The 21,108-nt window shown below is 72.5% G+C and carries 21 protein-coding genes, 1 pseudogene and 1 riboswitch; of the genes and pseudogenes, 10 read left to right on the top strand and 12 right to left on the bottom strand.

The window, feature by feature from the left end; translation table 11 throughout:
• The first annotated feature begins 43 nt into the window (after positions 1-43).
• Together thiD and ABD691_RS30920 are read left to right on the top strand one after the other, a co-directional pair.
• Positions 44-910 (top strand): bifunctional hydroxymethylpyrimidine kinase/phosphomethylpyrimidine kinase, encoded by an 867-nt coding sequence (gene thiD / locus ABD691_RS30925; protein ID WP_344685797.1) that lies wholly within the window; start codon positions 44-46, stop codon positions 908-910.
• A gap of 189 nt (positions 911-1,099) precedes the next feature.
• Positions 1,100-3,085 carry an FUSC family protein gene (locus ABD691_RS30920; protein WP_344685795.1) on the top strand — a complete coding sequence of 662 codons (1,986 nt, stop codon included), beginning with the start codon at positions 1,100-1,102 and terminating at the stop codon, positions 3,083-3,085.
• A 53-nt stretch (positions 3,086-3,138) separates the two neighbouring features.
• On the opposite strand, the gene ABD691_RS30915 is transcribed toward ABD691_RS30920, so the two are convergent.
• Positions 3,139-3,285, bottom strand: coding sequence for a hypothetical protein (locus tag ABD691_RS30915; RefSeq protein WP_344685793.1), 147 nt, complete (start codon positions 3,283-3,285; stop codon positions 3,139-3,141).
• A gap of 223 nt (positions 3,286-3,508) precedes the next feature.
• On the opposite strand from ABD691_RS30915, the gene ABD691_RS30910 reads away from it, so the two are divergent.
• The 3 genes from ABD691_RS30910 to ABD691_RS30900 are packed head-to-tail and all read left to right on the top strand — an operon-like array spanning position 3,509 to position 5,352.
• Entirely contained in the window at positions 3,509-4,360 is an 852-nt protein-coding gene (locus ABD691_RS30910) for a hypothetical protein (protein WP_344685791.1), read from the top strand.
• A gap of 58 nt (positions 4,361-4,418) precedes the next feature.
• Entirely contained in the window at positions 4,419-4,724 is a 306-nt protein-coding gene (locus ABD691_RS30905; protein ID WP_344685789.1) for a hypothetical protein, read from the top strand.
• 13 nt (positions 4,725-4,737) lie between these two features.
• Positions 4,738-5,352: a putative T7SS-secreted protein gene (locus tag ABD691_RS30900; protein WP_344685786.1), complete on the top strand. Its 615-nt coding sequence runs from the start codon at positions 4,738-4,740 to the stop codon at positions 5,350-5,352.
• Positions 5,353-5,388: 36 nt separating this feature from the next.
• On the opposite strand, the gene thiG is transcribed toward ABD691_RS30900, so the two are convergent.
• The 3 genes from thiG to thiO all read right to left on the bottom strand — a co-directional run bounded on the left by thiG (position 5,389) and on the right by thiO (position 7,467).
• Positions 5,389-6,153, bottom strand: coding sequence for a thiazole synthase (thiG, locus tag ABD691_RS30895; protein WP_344685784.1), 765 nt, complete (start codon positions 6,151-6,153; stop codon positions 5,389-5,391).
• A 1-nt stretch (position 6,154) separates the two neighbouring features.
• On the bottom strand, positions 6,155-6,355 hold the full coding sequence (thiS, locus tag ABD691_RS30890; protein ID WP_344685780.1) for a sulfur carrier protein ThiS: 201 nt from the start codon (positions 6,353-6,355) through the stop codon (positions 6,155-6,157).
• Positions 6,352-7,467 (bottom strand): glycine oxidase ThiO, encoded by a 1,116-nt coding sequence (gene thiO, locus ABD691_RS30885; RefSeq protein WP_344685778.1) that lies wholly within the window; start codon positions 7,465-7,467, stop codon positions 6,352-6,354. The genes thiS and thiO overlap by 4 nt, the downstream gene beginning before the upstream one ends.
• Positions 7,459-7,566, bottom strand: a riboswitch (TPP riboswitch). It overlaps the preceding gene by 9 nt.
• Positions 7,567-7,652: 86 nt before the next feature.
• On the opposite strand from thiO, the gene thiE reads away from it, so the two are divergent.
• Positions 7,653-8,324 carry a thiamine phosphate synthase gene (thiE, locus tag ABD691_RS30880; protein WP_344685776.1) on the top strand — a complete coding sequence of 224 codons (672 nt, stop codon included), beginning with the start codon at positions 7,653-7,655 and terminating at the stop codon, positions 8,322-8,324.
• 243 nt (positions 8,325-8,567) lie between these two features.
• Here thiE and ABD691_RS30875 read toward each other — a convergent pair whose 3' ends face one another.
• The 3 genes from ABD691_RS30875 to ABD691_RS30865 form a co-directional block, all read right to left on the bottom strand.
• A complete protein-coding gene (locus ABD691_RS30875) occupies positions 8,568-9,692 on the bottom strand; it encodes a S1 family peptidase (protein ID WP_344685774.1) in 1,125 nt (374 codons plus the stop codon).
• A gap of 196 nt (positions 9,693-9,888) precedes the next feature.
• Positions 9,889-11,166 (bottom strand): hypothetical protein, encoded by a 1,278-nt coding sequence (locus ABD691_RS30870; RefSeq protein WP_344685772.1) that lies wholly within the window; start codon positions 11,164-11,166, stop codon positions 9,889-9,891.
• A 129-nt stretch (positions 11,167-11,295) separates the two neighbouring features.
• Entirely contained in the window at positions 11,296-12,051 is a 756-nt protein-coding gene (locus ABD691_RS30865) for a GntR family transcriptional regulator (protein WP_344685770.1), read from the bottom strand.
• A 226-nt stretch (positions 12,052-12,277) separates the two neighbouring features.
• On the opposite strand from ABD691_RS30865, the gene ABD691_RS30860 reads away from it, so the two are divergent.
• The gene (locus tag ABD691_RS30860; RefSeq protein ID WP_344685768.1) at positions 12,278-13,327 is read left to right on the top strand and encodes an SIS domain-containing protein; all 1,050 of its coding nucleotides are present in this window, start codon (positions 12,278-12,280) and stop codon (positions 13,325-13,327) included.
• A 371-nt stretch (positions 13,328-13,698) separates the two neighbouring features.
• On the opposite strand, the gene ABD691_RS30855 is transcribed toward ABD691_RS30860, so the two are convergent.
• Both ABD691_RS30855 and ABD691_RS30850 read right to left on the bottom strand, forming a co-directional pair.
• Positions 13,699-14,541, bottom strand: coding sequence for an amidohydrolase family protein (locus ABD691_RS30855; RefSeq protein ID WP_344685766.1), 843 nt, complete (start codon positions 14,539-14,541; stop codon positions 13,699-13,701).
• The gene (locus ABD691_RS30850; RefSeq protein WP_344685765.1) at positions 14,538-15,293 is read right to left on the bottom strand and encodes an SDR family NAD(P)-dependent oxidoreductase; all 756 of its coding nucleotides are present in this window, start codon (positions 15,291-15,293) and stop codon (positions 14,538-14,540) included. The genes ABD691_RS30855 and ABD691_RS30850 overlap by 4 nt, the downstream gene beginning before the upstream one ends.
• 121 nt (positions 15,294-15,414) lie before the next feature.
• Between ABD691_RS30850 and ABD691_RS30845 the strand changes: the two genes are divergently transcribed.
• The 3 genes from ABD691_RS30845 (at position 15,415) to ABD691_RS30835 (ending at position 18,981) form a co-directional block, all read left to right on the top strand.
• Positions 15,415-16,383 carry an N-acetylglucosamine kinase gene (locus ABD691_RS30845; protein ID WP_344685763.1) on the top strand — a complete coding sequence of 323 codons (969 nt, stop codon included), beginning with the start codon at positions 15,415-15,417 and terminating at the stop codon, positions 16,381-16,383.
• Between the two features lie 69 nt (positions 16,384-16,452).
• Positions 16,453-18,150 (top strand): WXG100 family type VII secretion target, encoded by a 1,698-nt coding sequence (locus tag ABD691_RS30840; RefSeq protein ID WP_344685761.1) that lies wholly within the window; start codon positions 16,453-16,455, stop codon positions 18,148-18,150.
• 9 nt (positions 18,151-18,159) lie between these two features.
• Complete coding sequence (locus tag ABD691_RS30835; protein WP_344685759.1) at positions 18,160-18,981, top strand: hypothetical protein; 822 nt, start codon at positions 18,160-18,162, stop codon at positions 18,979-18,981.
• 6 nt (positions 18,982-18,987) lie between these two features.
• On the opposite strand, the gene ABD691_RS30830 is transcribed toward ABD691_RS30835, so the two are convergent.
• The 3 genes and pseudogenes from ABD691_RS30830 to ABD691_RS30820 form a co-directional block, all read right to left on the bottom strand.
• Entirely contained in the window at positions 18,988-19,656 is a 669-nt protein-coding gene (locus ABD691_RS30830; RefSeq protein WP_344685757.1) for a DUF3159 domain-containing protein, read from the bottom strand.
• 109 nt (positions 19,657-19,765) lie between these two features.
• Positions 19,766-20,497, bottom strand: a complete 732-nt coding sequence (locus ABD691_RS30825) for an ESX secretion-associated protein EspG (RefSeq protein WP_344685755.1) — start codon at positions 20,495-20,497, stop codon at positions 19,766-19,768.
• Positions 20,498-21,108 (bottom strand): annotated as a pseudogene (locus tag ABD691_RS30820) (hypothetical protein); the annotation flags it as partial. It lies immediately after the preceding gene.

Below are 21,108 nucleotides of genomic sequence, written 5' to 3'. Positions count from 1 at the left end.
AACCGCCCCGGAACTGGTTCCGGGGGCCCGTAACATGGACTGGATGCACGAGACCTCAGCCGGGCACGAGCTGCGGCCCGCCAACGACATGGCCCCGCCGACCGCGCTGACCATCGCCGGATCGGACTCCGGGGGCAGCGCGGGCATGCACGCGGACCTGCGCGCGTTCTTCGCGTGCGGGGTGCACGGCATGACCGCGGTGACGGCGGTGACCGTCCAGAACACCCTGGGCGTCACCGGTCTGGTGGAGATTCCGCCCGAGACCGTGGCCGCGCAGATCGACGCGGTCGCCTCCGACATCGGCGTCGACGCCGTCAAGACCGGCGTGCTCGCCTCCGCCGCGACGATCGAGGCCGTGCTCGGCGTCTGCGACGCGCACGGCATCGGCCGCGAAGGGCGCACGCCGTTCGTCGTCGACCCGGTCGCCGCGTCCCGCACCGGCGAGCCGCTGCTGCGCCCGGACGCCCTCGACGCGCTGCGCCAGGAGGCGTTCCCGCGCGCGACGCTGGTGACGCCGAACCTCGACGAGGTGCGGCTGCTGACCGGGGTCGACGCCCGCACCCGCGCGGACCTGCTCGACGCGGCCAAGGCGATCCACGACTTCGGCCCGCAGTGGGTGCTGATCAAAAGCGGTCACCTGCCGGACGACCCGGAGTGCGTCGACCTGCTCTTCGACGGCAGCGAGGCCGTCCCGCTGCCCGGGCCGCGCTACTCCACCGCGCACACCCACGGCGCGGGCGACGTGTTCGCGTCGGCGATCACCGCCGCGCTCGCCAAGGGCGCGGCGATGCCGGACGCGGTGCGGGCGGGCAAGCGGTTCGTCACCCGCAGCGTCCGGCACGCCTACCCGCTGGGCGCCGGGGTCGGGCCGGTCTCGCCCTTCTGGCGGATCAGCCCGCGTTCGTACTGAAGGCAACCCCAGACACGACTATCCACCTGTAAGAGTGATTTCCGTCCCCGGGACGTAACCCGTTAGGGCGGCATTGTCGACATAGTGCGTGGACGTGCGCGCACCCCCACCAGTTGCCGTCAAGGTGGGCGGTCAGTGCGCGCGCGTGCGCATGGCGATCTTGCGACTACTACAGGGGTCAGGGCAGGCGTGGCAGATTCGGTGTTCAAACGGGTGCGGGCTCGACTGGCGACCGAAGCCGGTGCGCCGGATCCGAGACAGCGCCAGTACGCCGCGCTCGTCGCGATCGCGGTGGTCGGCGCGACCGCGATCGGGTGGATCTTCGACCTCCGGTCGCCGGGCATCGTCGCCGGGCTGACCGCCGTCTTCGCGCTGGTGGCCGCGGGCGGGCAGGCGCTGCGCTCGGACCTCCAGCGGTTCGTGTGGTTCACGCCCGCGCTGGTGCTGACGATGACGCTCGGCCCGCTGGTGGCGAAAGTGCCCGTGCTGGCCGGAATCCTGGTCGCGCTCGTGGTCTTCGGCGCCGGGATGCTGCCGGCTCTCGGCGAGCACTACCGCGTCGGCGGGCAGACGTTCGCGGCGGCGACGCTGGTGTCCACCACGACCGGCATCGGCAGCGACCAGCCCCCGCTGGTCCTGCTCGCCTCGGCGGTCGCGGGTGCGGCGTTCGCGCTGCTGCTGCGGCTCACCGTCGGTCTCGGCGACACCACCAGGGCCACCCGCTACGCGGTGGCCGAGACCCTGACCGTGTCCGGTCCGGGCGTGGTGGAGCTGGCCGCGGGCGCGTGGCGGGCCGACGGCGCGAGCACCTGGCTCGGCCAGGTGCTGGCCGGAGCGGCGCGGTTCCGAGCGGCGCGCGAGACGCTGCTGGCGCAGGCGCAGCAGGCCGACCGCGCCGAGGCCACGCGGCTGCGGCAGATCGTCGACGAGGCCGACAAGGTCGCCGAGCAGCTGGCCGTCGCGGTCCGGTCCCGGGCGTGCAGCGGGCTGCCCGCGGCGGCCCGGCTCGACCCGGCCGAGGTGGTGCTGCGGCGCGGCGGTCGGCAGGACCTGCCCGACGCCGCGCGGGCGATCAACCAGGGCCTGGAGCGCATCCGGACGGCGGTGGTCCAGCGCGACGAGACGCCCGCGACCCCGCCCGCTCCCGGAGGCCGTCGCGACCGCGCGCTGGGCGCGGTGCGCGCGCACGTGTCGATGCGCTCGTCGCTGTTCCGCCACGCGCTGCGCTGCACGCTCGCGGTCGGCTTCGGCATGGTGATCGTGCTGCTGCTCAACGACCCGTCCGAGTCGGGGCTGCTGCTGGCGCTGTACGTGGTGCTCCAGCCCGCCGCGCGGGACAGCATGACCGGAGCGCTGGAGCGCACCGGAGGCGCGGTGCTCGGGGTGGTCGCGCTGGCGGCGCTGATAACCCTGCTGCCGGGGGCGTACCTGCTGGTGCCGCTGGTCGTGGCGGTGATGCTGGTGACCGTCGACCGGCTGCGCACCGACTACTCGTACCTGCTGGGCGCGTTGATCGCGATCACCGTCGTCGACCAGGCGATGCGGCTGGACCGGCCGCTGGTCGACGTGGCGATCAGCTTCGCGGCCAACACCGCGATCGGCGCGGCGATCGCGCTGATCGTCGGTTACGTGGCGTTCCTGGTGCTGCCGAGCAGCGTCGTGCCGGACGTGAAGGGCTCGGTGCGGTCGACGGTGTGGTCGGTCTCGGAGCTGCTGCGCAGCGTGCGGGCCGCGGGCCAGGGCGCCGACCTGCTCAAGGCCATGCACTCGGCGCACGTGCTGGCGATGCGCCGGACCCAGGACCTGCTGGGCATGCCCGCGCTGCTGGACGGGACCGGCGAGGAGACCGAGGACGAGCGGGTCACCCGCGACGCGGCGATCGCCCTGGACGCGCTGCGCCAGGACGTCGCGACGCTCGCGTTCCGGCCGGAGGCCGAGCGGGCGGTCGCCGTCCCCGCGCTGCGCGCGGTGGACGACCTGCTCGCGGGCAAGCCGACGGCGAAGATCCCGGACGCCCCGGAGGGGAGCGCCCCCGCGACCGAGCTGCTGGCGGGCTCGCTGGTCGAGAACGCGCTGCACGCCCGCGCGGCGATCGACCGCACCTTCGGCTACGACCGGCCGTGGAAGAGCTACACCATCTCGTTCGTCCGCACCGAGCGGCTGCACATCAGGTAGCCCGGACGCCCGGCCTGCTCGGTGCGGTCGAGCAGGCCGGTGCGAACACCGGCCTAGACCTGGGCCAGCCTGCGCATCCGCTCCCATTCCCGCTCCCGCTCCAGATCCGCGATCCGCCGCCGGTAGTGGCTCCACATCACGATCCAGCCGCTCTGGAAACCCAGCAGAACCGCCAGCGCGAACATGTAGAAGGGGCTCATTCCTCTCCTCCGATTCAGTCAGGTCCGGATGCGATCGAAGCTATGGAGGACCCATCGGCCCGGACGAGCAATTCCGCATTACTCGCCAAGAACCCGCCACCGGTCCGGTTGGCGAGAAAATGGCGAGAATCCGGGCCGTGGCGAGAAGTTGGCGAGTTTCCGGAGTTCGCGCAGATCGGAACTGCTAAAGTCCACGTTCCGCCGAGGACGGAGGGCCGCGCGGATGACTGGGGACCGAGACCTCAACGCTGCACGGGAAGCGCTGACGAGACTGCACTTGGGCGCCGGAGTCCGGCACGCACAGCTCCGCGAACGGCTCGGCCCGGAGCTGCGCCGGATCTGGGGGATCACGTCGAAGGACCTCACCGAGGTCATGGAACTGACGATCGTGCGCCTGGACCAGTCGCTGTCGGACCTGCCCAAACCGGACCTCGCCCGGACCGCGCGCGTCGCCTACAACCTGGACCCCGATCCCGACCTGGTCGGCCTGCTCTACATGGACCGCATCAAGGCGCTCAGCGGCAGGCTCGGCCCGAAGAACTCCGTGCGCACGCTGGAACGACATGTCAAGAGCGTGCGCGAGCACATCGGCGCCCGGCTCGCGCGGGCGTGGCCGCCGGTGCCCGCCGACGCCTTGCGCAGGGTGCGCGCCCGGGAACGCGCCGCACGATCGCCCGCGCCGACCGACGATTCCCGGCTGCTCGCGAGCATCGGTTCGCTGCTGGTGCCGCGGGATCCGGTTGAGGAGTCGATCAACGAATTCCTCGCCGGAACGATGCTGGTGCCGCGCGACGCCGAGAACCGGCTGGCACTCGCCCGCACCGCCGCCCACGGCGACTGGGTGTGCGCTTTCAGCAGCCCGCACCGGTTCGACGAGTACCGGCGGGAGGTGATTCCGCCGTGGGGGCCGCAACCGCTCCCCACGACCGGCGCCGACCTGCTGCGGAAACTGCGTCAAGAACGGCTCCGAGCAGGGATTCTGGTCAACCCGGAAGCCGCCCGGAATGCCGCCCCGGTCGCGACGCTTCCGTTGTCGCCGCAACTGGTGGAGCAGATCTCCGGCCGATTGCCCTGAACGAAGATTGCGCCGGGTCCTTTTCCACCGGAAACAGTTCCGGATAGGATTCCCGGCCATGACCCGGAGCATTTTCTCCGCCGATACGCACGAACTGCGCGCCACGGCGCGCAACACGCGCAACACGATCAACGACTTCAGCTCCCGGTCGGCGCTGAAGTACCGGCTCGCCCCGAGCGAGGCCGGCCACGACCGGCTCGGCGCGGAGCTGGCCGCCTACCAGCAGGAGTCGGCGAGCGCGGTCGACCTGCTGCGCGCCGACGCGCTGGAGCTGGCCGATCGGCTGGTGGGCAGCGCCGACCTCTACGAGGAGCTGGACGCCGGGCTCGCGGACAGGCTGTCCGAGATCGCCGATCTCCGCTGACCCCTGAGCGCCGATGAACGAGCTGGCCCCGATCCGGGGCAACAACCAGGGTGTCGCCGGTGAGAGCGACCGGTTGAACGCGCTCGCCGACGAGCTGGAGTTCACGGGCAACGCGATCCGGTCCGCGCGGGCCGAGTCCTGGTCCGGGCGGGCCCGCGACGCCCACGACCGGGCGCGGGCGGACCTGGCCACGAACTGGCTGCGCGCGGCCGACTCGCACCGGCGGGCCGCCGCCGAGCTGACCAACTACCGGCTCGTGCTGGAGAACGTGCAGGTCCTGGCGGACTCGGCGATCGCGGACGCGCGCGAGTCCGGCATGCGGCCGGACGTCGTCGAGATCGTCCGCGGACAGCTGGAGCGCTGGCGCGGCCAGCTCGACACCGCCGGGGCGGTGGCCGCCGACGCGATCCGGGCGGCGGGACTGGAGCTCCAAACCCTGCGCCGCGTCCTCCGCGAGCCGCCGCGCGCCGCCGCTCCGGCCTCGCCGAAACCCGCTCCGGCACCGCGACCCGCGCCGATCGCCGTCCAGGCACCACCCGACCTCAGCCAGGCGCGGGAAAATCCGGTCGAGTTCCAGCAGAAGGTGCAGGACCTCAACAACGCCGTGCGCGACGCTTGGCGCGCCTGATCACCTGCTCCGCGAACGAAAGCCCTGCGTGCCGGATCAGCCGATGGGCCTGCCGGGGCTGGACGCCTGGGCCCAGAAGCGCTGCGGGATGCGGCCGGCCTGCCGGGCCAGCCGGCCCGCCTCGACCGCCGCGCGCATCGCGGCGGCCATCCGCTCCGGATCCTGCGCGCGGGTCACGGCGGTGGCCAGCAGCACCGCGTCGCAGCCCAGCTCCATCGCCAACGCGGCGTCGGACGCGGTGCCGATCCCGGCGTCCAGCACGATCGGGACCGACGCGCGGGACACGATCATCTCGATGTTGTGCGGGTTGCGGATGCCCAGGCCGGTGCCGATCGGCGAGCCCAGCGGCATCACCGCCGCGCACCCGGTCTCCTCCAGCTTCAGCGCCAGCACCGGGTCGTCGTTGGTGTAGGCGAGCACCACGAATCCCCGGTCCACCAGCTGTTCGGCGGCGTCGAGCAGCTCCACCGGGTCCGGCAGCAGCGTGTCCTCGTCGGCGACGACCTCCAGCTTGACCCAGTTCGTGCCCAGCGCCTCCCGCGCGAGCTGCGCGGTCAGCACCGCCTCGGCCGCCGTGCGGCAGCCCGCGGTGTTGGGCAGCGCCTCGATGCCGAGCCTGCGCAGCAGTTCCAGCACGCCGGTGCCGCCACCGGCGTCGGCGCGGCGCATCGCGACCGTGGTCAGCTCGGTGCCGGAGGCGATCAGCGCACGTTCCAGCACCGCGAGGTTCGCCGCGCCGCCGGTGCCGGTGATCAGCCGGGAACCGAACTCGCGCCCTGCGATGATCAGCGGGTCGTCCATGTCAGCCTCCTTGGACCGCGGTGAGGACCTCGACGGTGGCGTCCGGGTGCAGCCCGGTCGCGGGCCAGGACGCCCGCGGCACCACCGAGCCGTCGACCGCGACGGCGATTCCCCGCTCCGGGAAGCCGAAATCCCGGAGCAGCACCTCCAGCGTGGTGTTCTCGGAGACCTGCTTCGGAGTTCCGTTGAGCACTACGTTCACTGTTGACCTCCGTTGTGGCGGCCGGGGTCGGCGGCCTTGACCTCGTCCTGCGGCGTCTCGCCGCGCAGCATCCCGAGCACGGCGTCGGCGGTGACCGGCGCGAGCAGGAAGCCGTTGCGGTGGTGGCCGGTGGCCGCGATGACGCCGGGCTCCAGCGGGCCCAGCAGCGGGAGGTTGTCGCCGGTGCCCGGCCGCAGGCCCGCGATGGCCTCGACCAGCTGGTACTCGGCGATCCCCGGCATCACCTGCTCGGCGTCGGCGATCAGGTCGCGCACCCCGCCGACCGTGACCTCGGTGTCGAAGCCGACCTCGTACTGGGTCGCGCCCAGCACCAGCCCGCCGTCGTCGCGCGGCACCAGGTAGACCTGCCTGCCGTGGACCGGCCCGCGCACAGTGCGGCTCGGCGGTGGCAGCGCGGTCGAACGCGCCCGCAACCGCAGGATCTCGCCCTTGACCGGGCGAACCGCACCGCGCAGCAGCGGGTGCAACTCCCCGGAGTGCGCCCCGGCCGCGATGACCGCGACATCGCACTCCAGAACGGAATCCTCCAGCTCGACCGCCCCGGCGCGCACCGCGCGTGCCCGCGCGAGGACGTGCTCCGCGCCCGCCGCCGTCGCCGCTGCTCGCAGCGCGGCCAGCGCGACGCGGTTGTCCACCGCGAGATCGCCCGGCACCTCCAGACCGCCGCGGACCGCGGGCCCCAGCGACGGCTCCAGCCGCCGCAGCTCGCGCCCGCTGTGCCTGGTCACCACCCGTCCCAGGGTCGCGAGGTAGTCGGCGAGGTTGTCCAGCTCGGCCCGGTCGGCGCTGTCGACGCCGACGACCAGCGTGCCCTCGGTGCGCAGCCCGGACGGCAGGCCGGACGCGCGTTCCAGCTCGGCCGCGAACTCCGGCCAGCGGCGCAGCGAGACCGCGCCGAGCTCCAGCAGGTCCTCCTCGCCGGGCCACGCCTCGGCGACCGGCGCCAGCATCCCGCCCGCCACGAAGGACGCACCGGACGCCGGTTCCGGATCGATCAGGCTCACGCGGTAACCCGCGGTGGCCGCCCGCCAGGCGACGGACGTGCCGATGACTCCGCCGCCCACGACGGCGACGCGCACAAGACCAGACAACTCCACGCTCCCTGCGCCGGCATGACCCGGATCAGGTTCGACGGTCGGGGCCTGCGCCCCCTCTCAGTCCGGCATCAGCGGACTCCCGTGCTCACCGCGATCCACCGTACCCGGCCGAGATCCGGCAGTCAGCAGCCGAGGCGAGATCTCCCGGCGGCTCCGGCGTCGGCGGTTACCCTTGGGGCATGCCCGGTTTGGACGGCTTCGGCATCCGCGCCCGCCTCGAAGAGGCCAGGCTCTACCTCTGCACCGACGCGCGCACCGAACGCGGCGACCTCGCCGAGTTCGCCGACGCGGCGCTCGACGGCGGGGTCGACATCATCCAGCTCCGCGACAAGGCGTCCGGCGGTGCACCGCTGGAAGCGCGCCACGAGCTGGCCGCACTGGAGGTGCTGGCCGAGGCGTGCCTCCGGCACGGCGCGCTGCTGGCGGTCAACGACCGCGCCGACGTCGCGCTGGCCGCCGAGGCCGACGTGCTGCACCTGGGCCAGGACGACCTGCCGGTGGAGCTGGCCCGCCGGATCGTCGGTGACCAGGTGGTGGTCGGCCGCTCCACGCACGACGTCGTCCAGGCCGACTCCGCGGCGACCGAGCCGGGCGTGGACTACTTCTGCACCGGGCCGGTGTGGACGACCCCGACGAAGCCGGGCCGGGAGGCGGCCGGGCTGGACCTGGTCCGGCACGCCGCCGAGCACCGGGGACACGGCAGGCCGTGGTTCGCCATCGGCGGCATCAGCATGGACAACCTCGACGAGGTGATCGCCGCGGGCGCGCAGCGGGTGGTCGTGGTCCGCGCGATCACCGAGGCCGAAGACCCCCGAGCGGCGGCGCAGTCCCTCCGCGCCAAGCTCAGCTGACACGCGCGTACCCGGCGCCAAAGCCCCGGGTACGCACCATTCAACCCAACCATCGTCCTCAAGCGGCGAAGCCGCTTAGCCCAAGCACGCAGCAGGACCACCCGCGGGTTCTCAGGCGTCGCCTCGCGAGGACAGCTTTTTCCGTCGTATTGGACTATACGTCGGAAAAAGATCCCGCAGCGAGGCGGCGTCTGAGGTTCCGCCAAGCGACCACCCAAGCAGAACGAGCCGAACGGCGAAAACTCACTGCGTGAGCAGCGTCAGTCCATACGCCTGCAGGATCTCGTTCACGGGCTGGAAGTACGTCGTCCCGCCCGACGAGCAGTCGCCGGAGCCGCCGGAGGTCACGCCCTGGGCCTGGTCGCCGGACAGCCAGGAGCCGCCGGAGTCGCCGGGCTCGGCGCAGACGTTGGTGCGGGTCAGGCCCTGCACCGTGCCCTGCGGGTAGCTCACGGTCTGGTTCTTGGCCTCGACCGTGCCGCAGTGCCAGCCGGTGGTGGAACCGGACCGGCAGATCGACGCGCCCTCGGCGGACTCGGTCGAGCCCGCGACGCCGACGGTGCCGCCCTGGTAGTCGTTGACCAGCGGCTGCGGGGTCTCGCCGGAGCCGACCTCGACCCAGCCGTAGTCGTTGCCCGGGAACGACGAGCCGGCGAAGGTGCCGGTCGGCTGGCTGGTGGTGTCGCCCTGGTTGCCGCAGTGGCCCGCGGTCACGAAGCCGCCCTGGACCGAGAAGCCGATCGAGCAGCGGGAGCCGCTGCCGATGTAGTAGGCGTTGCCGCCGATGACGTCGGCGTAGGTGCGCGGCTGCTCGGCGGACTCGACGACCTGGACGTCGGCGGTGTTCACGCCGGCCGCCCTGACGAAGTCGGCCGCCGCACCGGCGGTGCCGGGCGCGGTGGTCAGCACGACGGAGTTGCTGGTGGAGTCCACGTACCAGCCGCTGACCGACTGCGGGATGGCCGCGACGTGGGCGTTGAGCCCGTCGGCGACGCCGTTGAGCTGGTCGAGTCCGGTGTCCACGACCTTCGCCTCGGCACCGGCCGCCCGGACCTCGTCGACCAGGTTCGCGTCGGTCACGCCGACGACCAGCTTGCCGAGCGCGGCGTCGTAGTGCGAGCCGCCGAAGGCGTTCCCGAGGGTGGTGCGTAACTGCTGGTCGGCTCGGTTGGCCACGGCCTCGTCGGCGAGCCGCTCGGTCGCCTGCTCCGCGGTCAGGCCGAGGTCGCGCTGCATGGCCTCCAGCAGGGTTGCCGCCTTGGCCGGCGCGGGTGCGGGGGTCGCGGTCGCGGGCACGGTCAGCGCCGCGATCGTCCCGGCCGCGAACATCACGGTTCCCGTCATGCGGGCCGCGGTTCTGCGATTCATGTGCTGTCTCCCTTGTCCGTGGAAGGGGCTCCGTGGCGACCGATTATTGGTCGAGACCAGGGAGAGCACATCCATCATTTGACGCATATGCGACGACACGCCGAAATGCGCCGAGGCCGGGCGGCACGCCGCCGAACGGAGTGCCACCCGGCCGTCCCACGATGTCGTTACCGCAGGTCGAAGCCGCGCAAACGGATCATTCCGGAATGCCCTGAACGCTCGGTTGCACCGACTGCGTCGGCTCGCCGGAGGGCTCGGGGCGCTCCTGCGTCGGCGACGGGTCGCCGGTCGGCCGCGGCTGGACCGTCGGCTGCTCGGTCGGCCGCGGCTGCGTCGGCGACGGCGCCTGGGTGGGTTCCGAGGTCGGCTCGCCGGTCGGCCGCGCGGAGGTGGTCGGCTTCTGGGTGGTGCTCGGCTCCGGGGTCGGCGCGGGCTGCTCATCGCGCACCGGCGGGGCCTTGCGGTGCAGCGCCTCACCGATCGTCGTGCCGCCGTCGCCGGACAGCGAGCGGCCGGTGAGACCTTCGAAGCCGGTGACGATCAGCATGCACAGCGCGAACGCGAGCGCGCTGCTGGCCGCCGCCACGCCCCAGCGCCGCCAGCGGATGCGGCGGTCGGGCTGCTCCGGCGGGGCGATCATCGTGGTCGGTTCGGCGGCGTTGTCGGAGAGCCGGGGGTCGGCGGCGTTCGGGCTGACCAGCTGCGTGTCGGCGCCTTGCCCCACGAGCCGGGTGTCGTCGGAGCCCGGGCCGACCAGCCGCGTGTCGGCTGCGCTTTGGCCGACCAGTTGGGTGTCGGCTGCGCTCGGGCGGGCCAGCTGGGTGTCGTCGGCGCCCTGACTTTCCAGCCGAGCATCCGCGTCACCCCGGCCGACCAGCCGGGTGTCGGCGGCACCCTGGTCGACCTGGGCGCGGTCGATCCGGCGGGTCCGGTTCGGATCGTCGACGACCTGCTCGCCGCCCGGCCAGTGCATCGCGGGCGTGCGGAGGAAGCGGGTCCGCTGCTCGGACTCCGCGGGCGCGACCTTCCCCGCCCCGGCGGTCCCGGTCCCGGCATTGCCCGGCCCGGCTTGCGCGATCCCCGCTTGCGCGGTCCCGGCCTGCCCGGCGCCAGCCCGCCCGGACCCGGCGCTCTCGACCCGCGTCGCCCCGTCCCGCCCGGACTCGCCCGGCTCGCCCCCGGCCTCCCCGTCCCCGGCCGCCGACAACGCCCCGGGCTTCCGGAGCCGCTTGAGCACCGACGCCTTCTCCGCCTGCTCCTTGGTCCGCTCCAGCGACATCTGGTAGACCTTGCCGCCGACGGTGATCACGACGCTGGTCAGCGCCGCTCCCCAGAGCGTCCCCACCGCCCCCAGGGTGGATCCCAGGAAGGCCGCCGTCACCGAGGCCAGGGCGGCTCCGGTGACCTGGGCCGGGGATATGTCCAGCTTGCGCTTCTTGTCCTCGCCGTCAGCTTCCTTCTTCTCCTCGGCCATGGCTCCCACGCACTACGTATCGGTCCTGTAACGGCCAACGTGGAACCACGATCCTTTTCTCCCCGATGTTGCCCAGTCGTGAGTACTGCCACTTCGGGTAACGCGGCTGCACCTTCCGGCGCAACGGGCTCAGCCCGGCGGGTTGAGGCGGGCGACGAACTTGTACCGGTCGCCGCGGTAGATCGACCGGACCCATTCGACCGGCCGCCCCTCGGTGTCGAAGGAGTGCCGGGACAGCAGCAGCATCGGCAGCCCGACGTCGGCGCCGAGCAGCTCGGCCTCCTCCGGGCTGGCCAGCGCGGTCTCGATGGTCTCCTCGGCGTAGCCCATCTCGACCTCGAAGCCCTCGCGCAGCACCTGGTACAGCGAACCGCCGGACTCCAGCCTGCCGGTCAGGCCGCGGAACCGGGACAGCGGCAGGTGGGTCGTCTCGATGGCCATCGGCTCACCGTCGGCCAGCCGCAACCTGCGCAGCCGCAGCACGGTCGCGCTGGGGCGGGTTCCCAGCAGGGCCGCGAGCTCGGCGTCGGCGGGCTCCTCGACGACCTCCAGCAGGCGGGACGCGGGCTGGCGGCCCTGGGCGAGCATGTCCTCGGTGTAGCCGGTGAGCTGGAGGCGCTGGGCGACCTTGGGCTTGGCGGCGAAGGTGCCCTTGCCCTGCACCCGCAGCAGCCTGCCCTCGACGGTCAGCTCGGCCAGCGCCTGCCGGACGGTGGTGCGGGAGACGTCGAACTCGGCGGCCAGCGCGCGCTCGGTGGGGATGGGCGATCCGGGCGGCAGCGATCGGAGCATGTCGAGCAGGTGCTGCTTGAGGCCCCAGTACTTGGGTTCGCGCTGGGTCCGGCCCGGGCTCTCCGCGCCGCCTGCCACCGATGTTTCGAGCATCGTTCCTCCTACCACCGCAACCTTCCCGCCGGTTGCGCCCGGGTGCCGGTGCGTCTTACCCGTTCAGCATGCCCGAAAGTCGGACGTGCGATTGCCGCACCCGTCAGTTTCGCCTCGCCGGACCAGCGGGCGGAACACGGGCGCACGTGACACGGGCCGACGGGGTGCCGAGGCGCCGCGAGGTGCTCTACGATTGGTCTAGACCTAGAGGCGAGAAGGGACGACCATGAGTGAGGCCACCGCCCGCCCCGGCGAGCGCATGACCGCCGAGATCGCCGAGCAGCCCCGGGTGTTCGCCGACCTGCTGGCCCAGCACGACCGGATCGCCGAGGTGGCCGCCCGGATCGCCGAGCGCAGGCCGCGGTTCGCCCTGCTGGCCGCGCGCGGGTCGAGCGACCACGCCGCGCTGTACGCCAAGTACCTCCTGGAGGTGCTGCTGGAGCTGCCGGTCGGCCTGGTCTCGCCGTCGACCACGACCCTCTACGGCGCGCGCCCCGACCTGACCGACGTGCTGCTGCTGTCGGTCAGCCAGAGCGGCGGTTCGCCCGACCTGCTGGAGGTCACCGAGTCCGGCCGCCGGAGCGGCGCGCTGACCGTCGCGGTCACCAACACCTCCGACTCCCCGCTCAACGCCGCCGCCGAGTTCGGCGTGGACATCCGCGCGGGCCAGGAGCGGGCCGTCGCGGCGACCAAGAGCTACAGCGCCACCCTGCTCGCGCTGTACCTGCTGATCGACGCGGTGCGCGGCGGCAGCGGCGAGCACGCCCGCGCACTGCCGGAACTGGCCCAGCGCACCCTGGACACCACCGGCGACGCGGTCGCCGAAGCCGTCCGCCGCTACCGCTTCGCCGGCCGGATGGTCACCACGGGTCGCGGCTACTCGTCGGCGACCGCGGCCGAAGCCGCGCTGAAGCTGGCCGAGACCAGCTACCTGTCCGCCCGCGCGTACAGCGGCGCCGACCTGCTGCACGGACCGGTCGCGGCGGTCGACTCCGAGACCGCGGTGCTCGCGCTGTGCAGCGCGGGCAAGGGCGGCGAAGCCATGCGGGACGTCCTCGACGCGGTGCAGGAACGCGGGGCGGACATCTGCGCGATCGGTTCCGCCGCCGACGCCGTGCGCGCCTCGCACCGCATCGGCGTGCCCGACTGCGCGGAGGAAGTCGCGCCGGTGCTGGAAGTTCTGCCGGTGCAGCGGCTCGCGCTCGGCCTGGCGCTGGAACGCGGCGGCGACCCGGACAACCCGCGCGGCCTCAAGAAGGTCACCCGCACCCGCTGATCGGAGGCACACCCCGCTGATCGAGACTCGGCTGATCGAGGGCTCCGCTGATCGGAGACTCCGCTGATCGGCGGCGCGCCTGATCGGAGACTCGGCTGGTCCGGCCGTTAAAAGCCCGCCTCACCGAGGGGGCGGGGTGAGACGGGCAACGCCAGGCTACGCCGAACGGAGCAGCGATCCAAAGCGGGGTGGCGCAACATCAAACGACGGAGTGCCCATCCGCTCACCCGGCGAACGCCGGACACGGGCTTGCGCCGGACCGCGATTCCACCTGGACAACGACAAGTTGTCCACATGTGGAGATCGTTGTCCACAGGCCGCAAACCTGGGGACAACGCTGTGGATAACACGTTTCTCCCGCAACAACCCGGCTAGAGCTCGTAAACCTGCCGAGCGGTGGTGTCGAAGACGGCGGCGCGCTCCGTCTCCGTCAGATCAGCGGTCAGATCCCGGGCGACGCCGAGGACCTCGCGGTATTCCGCCGCCAGCAAGCACACGGGCCAGTCGGACCCGAACATCAGCCGCCCCGGCCCGAACGCTTCGAGCACGACGTCGAAGTACGGCCGCAGTCGCGTGGCGTCCGGCTGCGCGTCCCAGTCGTCCTCGGTCACCAGACCCGAGAGCTTGCAGACCACGTTGGGATGCGCGGCCAGCTCGCGCAGCCCGCTCGCCCAGGGTTCCAGTTCTCCGGACGACACCGGGGGTTTCGCGCAGTGGTCGAGCACGAAGGTCAGCTGCGGGAACCGGCTGACGGCCTTGGTCGCCGCCGGGAGCTGGTGCGGCCGGACGAGCAGTTCGTAGAGCAGCCCGGCGTCCTCGACCGCCGCCAGCCCGGCCAGCACGTCCGGCCGGGTCAGCCAGTCCGGATCGGGCTCGTCCTCGACCTGGTGCCGGATCCCCCGCAACCACCGGCCCGCCGGGTGGCTCAGCAGCCCGCCCAGACGCTCCCGCGCGTCGCGGCCGGTCAGGTCGACCCAGCCGACGACGGCCGCGATGCGCTCGCAGGAGTCGGCCAGCACCAGCATCTCCGGCGTCTCGTCCGGGTCCGACACCGTCTGCACCAGCACCGTGGAGTCCACTGTGGACTCACGGATGGCCGCGCGCAGGTCGCCGGTCGAGAAGTCCCGGCGCAGCGGGCTCATCCGGTCGCCGGTGATCCACGGCTGGTCCCGCACGTCGAGGTCCCACAGGTGGTGGTGGGCGTCGACGGTCATGCCCGTCCTCCACGCAGTCGCAGTCCGAACATCCCGCCGTCGACCGTGAGCACGGTGCCGGTGGTGCCGCCCGAGGCCGGGCCCGCCAGATGAGCGATGGCGTGCGCGACCTCGTCGGCCGACACCAGCCGTCCCGTCGGCTGCCTGGCCTCCAGCGCTTCGCGCTCGGCCGCCGGATCGGCCGCAGCGTCCAGCAACCTCTCCACCCACGGGGTGTCCACGGTCCCAGGCGCCACGCAGTTGACCCGGATGCCGTCGTGCACGTGATCGGCCGCCATCGCGAGGGTCAGCGCGTGCACGGCACCCTTGCTCGCCGAATACAGCGCCCGCTGCGGCAGACCCGCGATCCCCGCGATGGAGCAGGTGTTGACGATCGCGGCGCTCGCCGACTCCCGCAGCAGCGGCAGCGCGGCCCGGGTGACCCGCGCGATGCCGACCACGTTGACGTCGAGCACCCGGTGCCACTCGGCGTCGTCGTTGGCGGAAACATCGCCCTGCGCACCGATTCCGGCGTTGTTGACCAGGACGTCCAGGCCGCCGAGCCGCTCGCGCACGACGTCGATCGCGGCGCGGACCTCGCCGTCGTCGGTCACGTCGCAGCGCACCCCGAGCAGCGGGTCCTCGACCTCGCGCGGCTGGAGGTCCAGCACGGCGACCGCGGCTCCGGACCGGGCCAGCAGCCGCGCGGTGGCGAGTCCGATCCCGGACGCTCCCCCGGTCACCGCAGCGCGCAAACCATCAAACTCGCCCATGCGTCTCCCCGACTTCCAAGCGACATCCGATGTATATCGGCTCCCACCCCACCACGGCCAGGCCCTGTCGGATTACGCCATCCGCCACCACGACGCGTGGCACGGCGAGTACAAAGAGCGCATGCGAAGCGACGATCCGGCGTTCGTCCTCGGCCTGGACATCGGCGGCACCTCCAGCCGCGCCCTGGTCTGCGACCTGTCCGGGCAGGTCATCGGCACCGGCGCGGCCAGCGGGGGCAACCCGAACTCGCATCCGCCGGACCGCGCCGCCGCGCAGGTCGCCGAGGCCGCGCGGACCGCGCTGGCCGGGGTCGACCCGGCCGCGGTGCGCGGCGGGGTGCTCGGCATGGCCGGGGCGAGCAAGCTGGCCGATCCCGACGTGGCAGCGCTGTTCCAGCGCGCGTGGTCGGAGCTGGGGCTGGGCTGCCCGATGCGGGTGATCGGCGACTGCGAGGTGGCGTTCGCCGCCGGGACGGCGGAATCCGGCGGAACCGTGGTGATCGCCGGAACCGGAGCAGTGGCCGCGCGGATCACCGACCACCGGCTGGCGGCGACCGCGGGCGGGCACGGCTGGCTGCTCGGCGACGAGGGCTCGGCGTTCTGGCTCGGCCGCGAAGCGGTCCGCACGGCACTGCGCGGGCTGGACCGGCGCGAGGAGCGCGGCGAGCTGGTGACGGCTGTCTTCGCCGAGCTGGCCGGCGACGCCGCGGATCCGCGCGGTGCGCTGATCACGGCGGTCAACGCGAAGCCGCCGATCAAGCTCGCCGAACTCGCGCCCCTGGTCACCACGGCCGCGCGCAACGGCGACAAGGCGGCGATCGACCTCGTCGAGCGCGCAGCGGACCTGCTGGCCGACACCGCCGCGATCACCCGCGAGCCCGGCGAGACCACGCCGATCGTGCTCGCCGGCGGGCTGGTCGCGCCGGGCAACCCGGTCGGCGACGCGCTCCGCGCCCGGCTGGCCGAGCGGTTCCCGGTCGAACCGCTCACCGCGGGCCCGGGTGCGGCGGGCGCCGCTTGGCTCGCGGCCGTCGACCTCGTCGATCCCGCGGAGCTGCCGGCCCTGCACTCGCACTTGCTGGGGGAATAGCGGCGGCTGCTGCCGGAGGTCCGCCGAACGCCTGATCAAGGACGTCCGGGGCAAGTATCGTCGCGGTCGATGACCGACCGGATCGCCGCCCAGTTCTCCGGCCTCTCCGACTCGACCTCGAATCTGGAGGACACCGGCAACTACGTCCGCCAGCGCCTAGTCGACCTGGATTCCTACCTCGGTCCCCTTCGCGCGACCTGGTCCGGTCAAACCGCGGAAGCCTACGAAACCGCGCGAGCGGAGTGGATGCGCGCCGCCGACGGGATGGTCGAGAACCTCGACGAGCTGGCGAAACTGCTCGCTCTGGTGCACGAGAACTACCAGAGCGCCCACAAAGCCAACCTCGCCATCTGGGGAGCCTCAGGTTCGGCCGCACCGGCTCCCGGAGGTCCCGGCGGCGGATTCGACGTGTCCATCGACGAAATACGCCGATGCGCGCGAGCCTTCGACAGCATGCACCAGCGCGTGGTCGACAAGGTCCGCTGGGCCATCCGCGACCTTGAGGCGACGCGGGACATGGCCGGCACGGATGCGCCGCTGGCTACATGGCGGAGCAAGTACGAGGCATACGTGCGCGCACTGCTCCCCGCGCTGCAAGCGACGGCCAACACCCTGGGCGCCATCGCGCAGGGACTCGCCGACACGGGCAACAACTACGTCGACTCGGAGAACGCCTCCGACGCCTCGGGCTCGGGCGTGCTGGAGCGATTACCGACCCCGGCCGCGCAGACGGAGGTGACCTTCCTCCCGCCGCCACCGTGCGAGGGGCCGGGGCCGGAAGCGGTCGTTCCGGAATGGATGCAGGACGCATGGCCGAACGTGCACGTCGACAGGCTGCGGCTGGCGTCGAAGCAGTGGAACTTCCTGCACAGGGATCTGCTGGACGTCTCGATCCAGGCCGACCGGATGTTCACCGGGATGTTCGAAGCCAACGCCGGACCGGTCTTCGACCAGATGCGCAGCTACTGGTCGTCGCTGTACCAGAACTGCGGCCCCACGACCTTGTTCGGCGCCGTGCCGAACGCGGCTCAGGGGCTGTCGAGCGCCTGCCGCGCCGTCGCGGATGCCGCGGAGAAGGCGCGGACCGAATCGGAACTCGCCGCGCTCCAGGCGAACGACGACCTGTCCGCGTTCGACGGGGTGGCCAGGATCGTCGACATGTACACCCGGGGCGCTTCGACCGCGATCGTCCAGCTGGCCAAGCTCGTGCTCGCGGGCGGATACCTCGAAATCATCCAGGAGACCTACCTGAAGGAGATCGACAACGCCGCGGCCATGCTGCCCGAGGAGTCGAGGGTCGCGCTGGAGAACGCGGCACGCTCGGCGACCCCGTCCGAGCAGCGCCGGAAGTACGATGAGGCCAGTCGTGGCCTGGCCGAGGAGATCAGCACGGCCCCTGAACCACGTCTCTGGGACCAGGTTTCGGCCCCGCACCCCGATCCCGCGTCCGTGCACCACGACGCCAAGAGCGAGAAGCACATCATCGAGGGCGAGAGCAAGAACCGAGGCGGGCACCTGCACGGCACCGGAAGGCCGGGCAAAACCGAGTTTCCCGCGAGCTGGGGGCCGGACAAGATCCTTCAGGAGGCGCTGGATGTCGCCAAGAACCCCGATCACGTCCCCCAGCCCGACACGGGGAACGGGTGGCTCGTCGTCGGTACGCGGGACGGCGTCGAGATCCAGGTCGTCGTCAACGGTGACGGTTCCGTGCGCACCGCCTTCCCGCTGAGCGGCGATGGTGTGGTCAAGAACCCCCCGAAGAACTGAGAGCCGGCAATGGAAGACGCGGAATACGCCGAGCGCGTGGAAGAACTCCTGATGGGCTTGAAAGGGCGGATCAAGGAGCCGATCTACGGTCTCTACTACAACTTCATCATCGGCGGTGAGCACGTCGAGCTGATGCACCAGATCGCCGGCCGGTTCATCGAGGACCGGATTCCGATCTCGCCGAAGGAGCGCGAAGAACTGCGGGCGCTGCTCTACGACGACGACATGCCGCTCGACGACCACTACCCGTACTTCCGGGACCGCGACGAGGTCATGGCGGGGCTCAACGTCGTCGAGGATCCTCGACCGGAGCCCGCGCCCGGCATCCGGATCCACCGGGGACCGGCGGACAGCCGGGACGCCCTGTTCGGCGGACCGCCCGTCGCGCTGCACGTCGACTTCCCGACCATGCAGTGCAACCTGTTCGACGACTACTTCTCCAGGTCGGCGGGGATCGCGCTGGAGGTCAACCTCCGGCTCACCAACCCGGACGTGGTCGTCGTCAACGGGCAGTCGGTCGCGCCCAGGGACAACGAATCCGGTATGGCGATGGAACTGCTCCGGATGCTCTCGCGGGACGCGCTCGGTGGTGGCGGTGTTCTCCTGCGCAGCTTCGAGCAGTTCTGGGTGCGCAACCGGTCGCAGGCCGAGGAACTGATCACCGCACTGCCGCCGCTGCTCGCCGAGGCCAAGAGCCGGGGGAAGATCCTGCACGTCGCCCTGGCCGAGCTGTCGGCCCGGACCGCCGATGAGGCGATCGCGCTGTTGCGGTCGGTCACCACCGACCGCGCCGACGATCCGGTTCCGGTTTTCCGCTACGAGGCCATGTGACGCGGCTCAGGGAACGACCGGGTGCCGCAGACCGGGGTGATCACCGGGCAGCGCGCGCCGCAGCACCCACCAGCTCACCGCGACGCAGACCGCGACCAGCGGCCAGGTGAGCAGCAGTTGCGCCGCGCTGAGCGCCACCACCGCGTTGGCCGCCCATAGCGGGATGAACACCACCAGCCGCACCACGTACTGGCCGACCCAGACCCAGCTCGCCCTGGTGTAGGCGCGCAGCAGCGCCGGGTCGCGCCGCCACCTGCGGCCCTGCCCGAGCACGGTGCCGACGACGAGCCCCAGCAGCGGCCACCGCACCGCCATGCTGACCAGCCAGGCCAGCGCGCTGGCGGCATTGGTGACCAGCCGGACCAGGAAGAAGTCGGCCGCGTGCCCGGTCCGCAGCGCGATGATCGCCCCGAACATGACCGCGAGCAGGCTCACCAGCACCGCCAGCGGACGGTCGCCCTTGCGCAGCCGCCACCCGGCGATGACCGCGCCGACCACGACGGCCGCCGCCCCGCCCGCGGCGATGGACTCGCCGAACGCGAACCAGCCCACACCGAAGGCAACCGGCGGCAGACTCGCGTCCACCGCGCTGGTCCGCCCGCCGAGCAGGGTCATCAGCGAATCACGGTCGGTGTCGCGCTCCGGGGGAGTCTCGGTCTGCCGCTCGTCGGTCACGCACCAAGCCTGCCCTAACAACCGCCGCGAGCGCATCCACCCCCGGGTGGCGGCGTGGGCTCCGGTGCTGGTCCTTGATCTTTTTGAGCGGCTCGGCCGCCTGGCCCGCTCAGCCCCGGGCGCGGCCCAGCATCGAGTGCACCTGCCCGGCGATCCGCTGCCGGTCGGCCGGGCCGCAGGTCACCACGTCCTGCCCGTCGCCGCGCTCGCCGACCAGGGTGTAGCGCCCGCGGTCGGTGTCGAACCAGGTCAGGCCGGGCAGCCTGCCCCGCCTGCCGCGGCGGTCGGTGCTGGTCACCACGAAGTGGCCGAGCCGGAACTTCTGCCGGTTCGTGATCGCCTCCAGCTCCCGCAGTCCCTCGATGTCGGCGTCCTGCGGCGGGCCGTTGGTGCGGTCCGCGGTCGCGCGGACCTGCTCTCCCTGGCCGGGCGGGGCGTCCGGGAGCAGGTCGGCGCACACGCCGGGCAGCTCGTCGGGCGCGATGAAGCTCATCCGCAGCCCGCGCCCGTCGATCACCCCGACCACCCCGACCTCGCCGGTGGCCACCACGCGGGCGGCCAGCCGCTGCCCGGTGCGCAGGTCCAGCAGCCCGGCCGCCGCGATCGACACCTCCGAGGTCGACAGCAGGTATAGGGCGTCCTCCACCTCCGGCTCCGGACGGCCCGAGCGGGCCAGGCCGACCGACTCCAGCTCGGCCCACACCTGGTCGGAGATCCGCTCCCGGTCCTCCGGCGACTCCCCGAGCCGGGGAATCTCGAACGGGTACTGCCGCACGTTGAGGTTCAGCTGCTCGCCCAGCACGTCGACGGCTGGAACGGGCAGCGTGATCGTCTCGACCATCTAGAAGTCCCGGTAGCTCGAAGGGGCCTCACCGAGGACCGGTGGGGCGACCAGCCTGCTTTCGCCGTAGTCGTCGTCGTAGAGGTCGTCGGCCTCCACGAGGAACTGCGGCACCTCGCCGGACTCGCCCTGCCTCGGCGCGCGGAACTCGGCGTCCCGGTGCTCGTCCTTGACCTCGTCGGCGCCCCAGCGCGTCGGGCTGCGGTCGTAGTTCGACCGCGACCCGGACGACTGCCAGCCACCGGAACCCATCGGACCGAAACCGCCGTCGGCCCGGATGGCCGGTTTCGGCGGTCGCGGCGCGGGCTTGGGCTTCGGAGCCGGTTCCGGCGGCTGCACCGGCCTGCCCTCAGGTCGCGACTGCGGAGGTCGCGGCGGCGGACCCGGACGCGGCGGAGCCTGAGCGCCCTCCGGCGGCGGACCGGGACGCGCCCCGGGCGGCGGCGGAGGCAGCTGCGGGACGCCTTCCGGCGGAGACGGCGGACCATCCGGCGGAGCCGGGATCCCCTCGGGCGGGGACGGCGGACCCGCGGCCGGAGGCGGCGGGAGCGGCAGGCCCGGACGCGGCGGAGCCGCGTCGTCGGGGCCCGGCGCGCCTTCCGGCCGCTGGC

The sequence above is a fragment of the Saccharopolyspora taberi genome (assembly GCF_039534165.1).
Lineage (GTDB): Bacteria > Actinomycetota > Actinomycetes > Mycobacteriales > Pseudonocardiaceae > Saccharopolyspora_D > Saccharopolyspora_D taberi.
Note: the sequence above shows the minus strand (reverse complement) of the source record. Positions and strands in the feature narration are given on the sequence as shown.

Excerpts from the sequence above, each read along its gene's own strand:
- thiD (WP_344685797.1), top strand. The coding sequence starts at position 44 with ATGCACGAGACCTCAGCCGGGCACGAGCTGCGGCCCGCCAACGACATG.
- ABD691_RS30915 (WP_344685793.1), bottom strand. The coding sequence starts at position 3,285 with ATGAGCCCCTTCTACATGTTCGCGCTGGCGGTTCTGCTGGGTTTCCAG.
- ABD691_RS30910 (WP_344685791.1), top strand. The coding sequence starts at position 3,509 with ATGACTGGGGACCGAGACCTCAACGCTGCACGGGAAGCGCTGACGAGA.
- ABD691_RS30905 (WP_344685789.1), top strand. The coding sequence starts at position 4,419 with ATGACCCGGAGCATTTTCTCCGCCGATACGCACGAACTGCGCGCCACG.
- ABD691_RS30900 (WP_344685786.1), top strand. The coding sequence starts at position 4,738 with ATGAACGAGCTGGCCCCGATCCGGGGCAACAACCAGGGTGTCGCCGGT.
- thiG (WP_344685784.1), bottom strand. The coding sequence starts at position 6,153 with ATGGACGACCCGCTGATCATCGCAGGGCGCGAGTTCGGTTCCCGGCTG.
- thiE (WP_344685776.1), top strand. The coding sequence starts at position 7,653 with ATGCCCGGTTTGGACGGCTTCGGCATCCGCGCCCGCCTCGAAGAGGCC.
- ABD691_RS30875 (WP_344685774.1), bottom strand. The coding sequence starts at position 9,692 with ATGAATCGCAGAACCGCGGCCCGCATGACGGGAACCGTGATGTTCGCG.
- ABD691_RS30870 (WP_344685772.1), bottom strand. The coding sequence starts at position 11,166 with ATGGCCGAGGAGAAGAAGGAAGCTGACGGCGAGGACAAGAAGCGCAAG.
- ABD691_RS30865 (WP_344685770.1), bottom strand. The coding sequence starts at position 12,051 with ATGCTCGAAACATCGGTGGCAGGCGGCGCGGAGAGCCCGGGCCGGACC.
- ABD691_RS30860 (WP_344685768.1), top strand. The coding sequence starts at position 12,278 with ATGAGTGAGGCCACCGCCCGCCCCGGCGAGCGCATGACCGCCGAGATC.
- ABD691_RS30855 (WP_344685766.1), bottom strand. The coding sequence starts at position 14,541 with ATGACCGTCGACGCCCACCACCACCTGTGGGACCTCGACGTGCGGGAC.
- ABD691_RS30850 (WP_344685765.1), bottom strand. The coding sequence starts at position 15,293 with ATGGGCGAGTTTGATGGTTTGCGCGCTGCGGTGACCGGGGGAGCGTCC.
- ABD691_RS30845 (WP_344685763.1), top strand. The coding sequence starts at position 15,415 with ATGCGAAGCGACGATCCGGCGTTCGTCCTCGGCCTGGACATCGGCGGC.
- ABD691_RS30840 (WP_344685761.1), top strand. The coding sequence starts at position 16,453 with ATGACCGACCGGATCGCCGCCCAGTTCTCCGGCCTCTCCGACTCGACC.
- ABD691_RS30835 (WP_344685759.1), top strand. The coding sequence starts at position 18,160 with ATGGAAGACGCGGAATACGCCGAGCGCGTGGAAGAACTCCTGATGGGC.
- ABD691_RS30825 (WP_344685755.1), bottom strand. The coding sequence starts at position 20,497 with ATGGTCGAGACGATCACGCTGCCCGTTCCAGCCGTCGACGTGCTGGGC.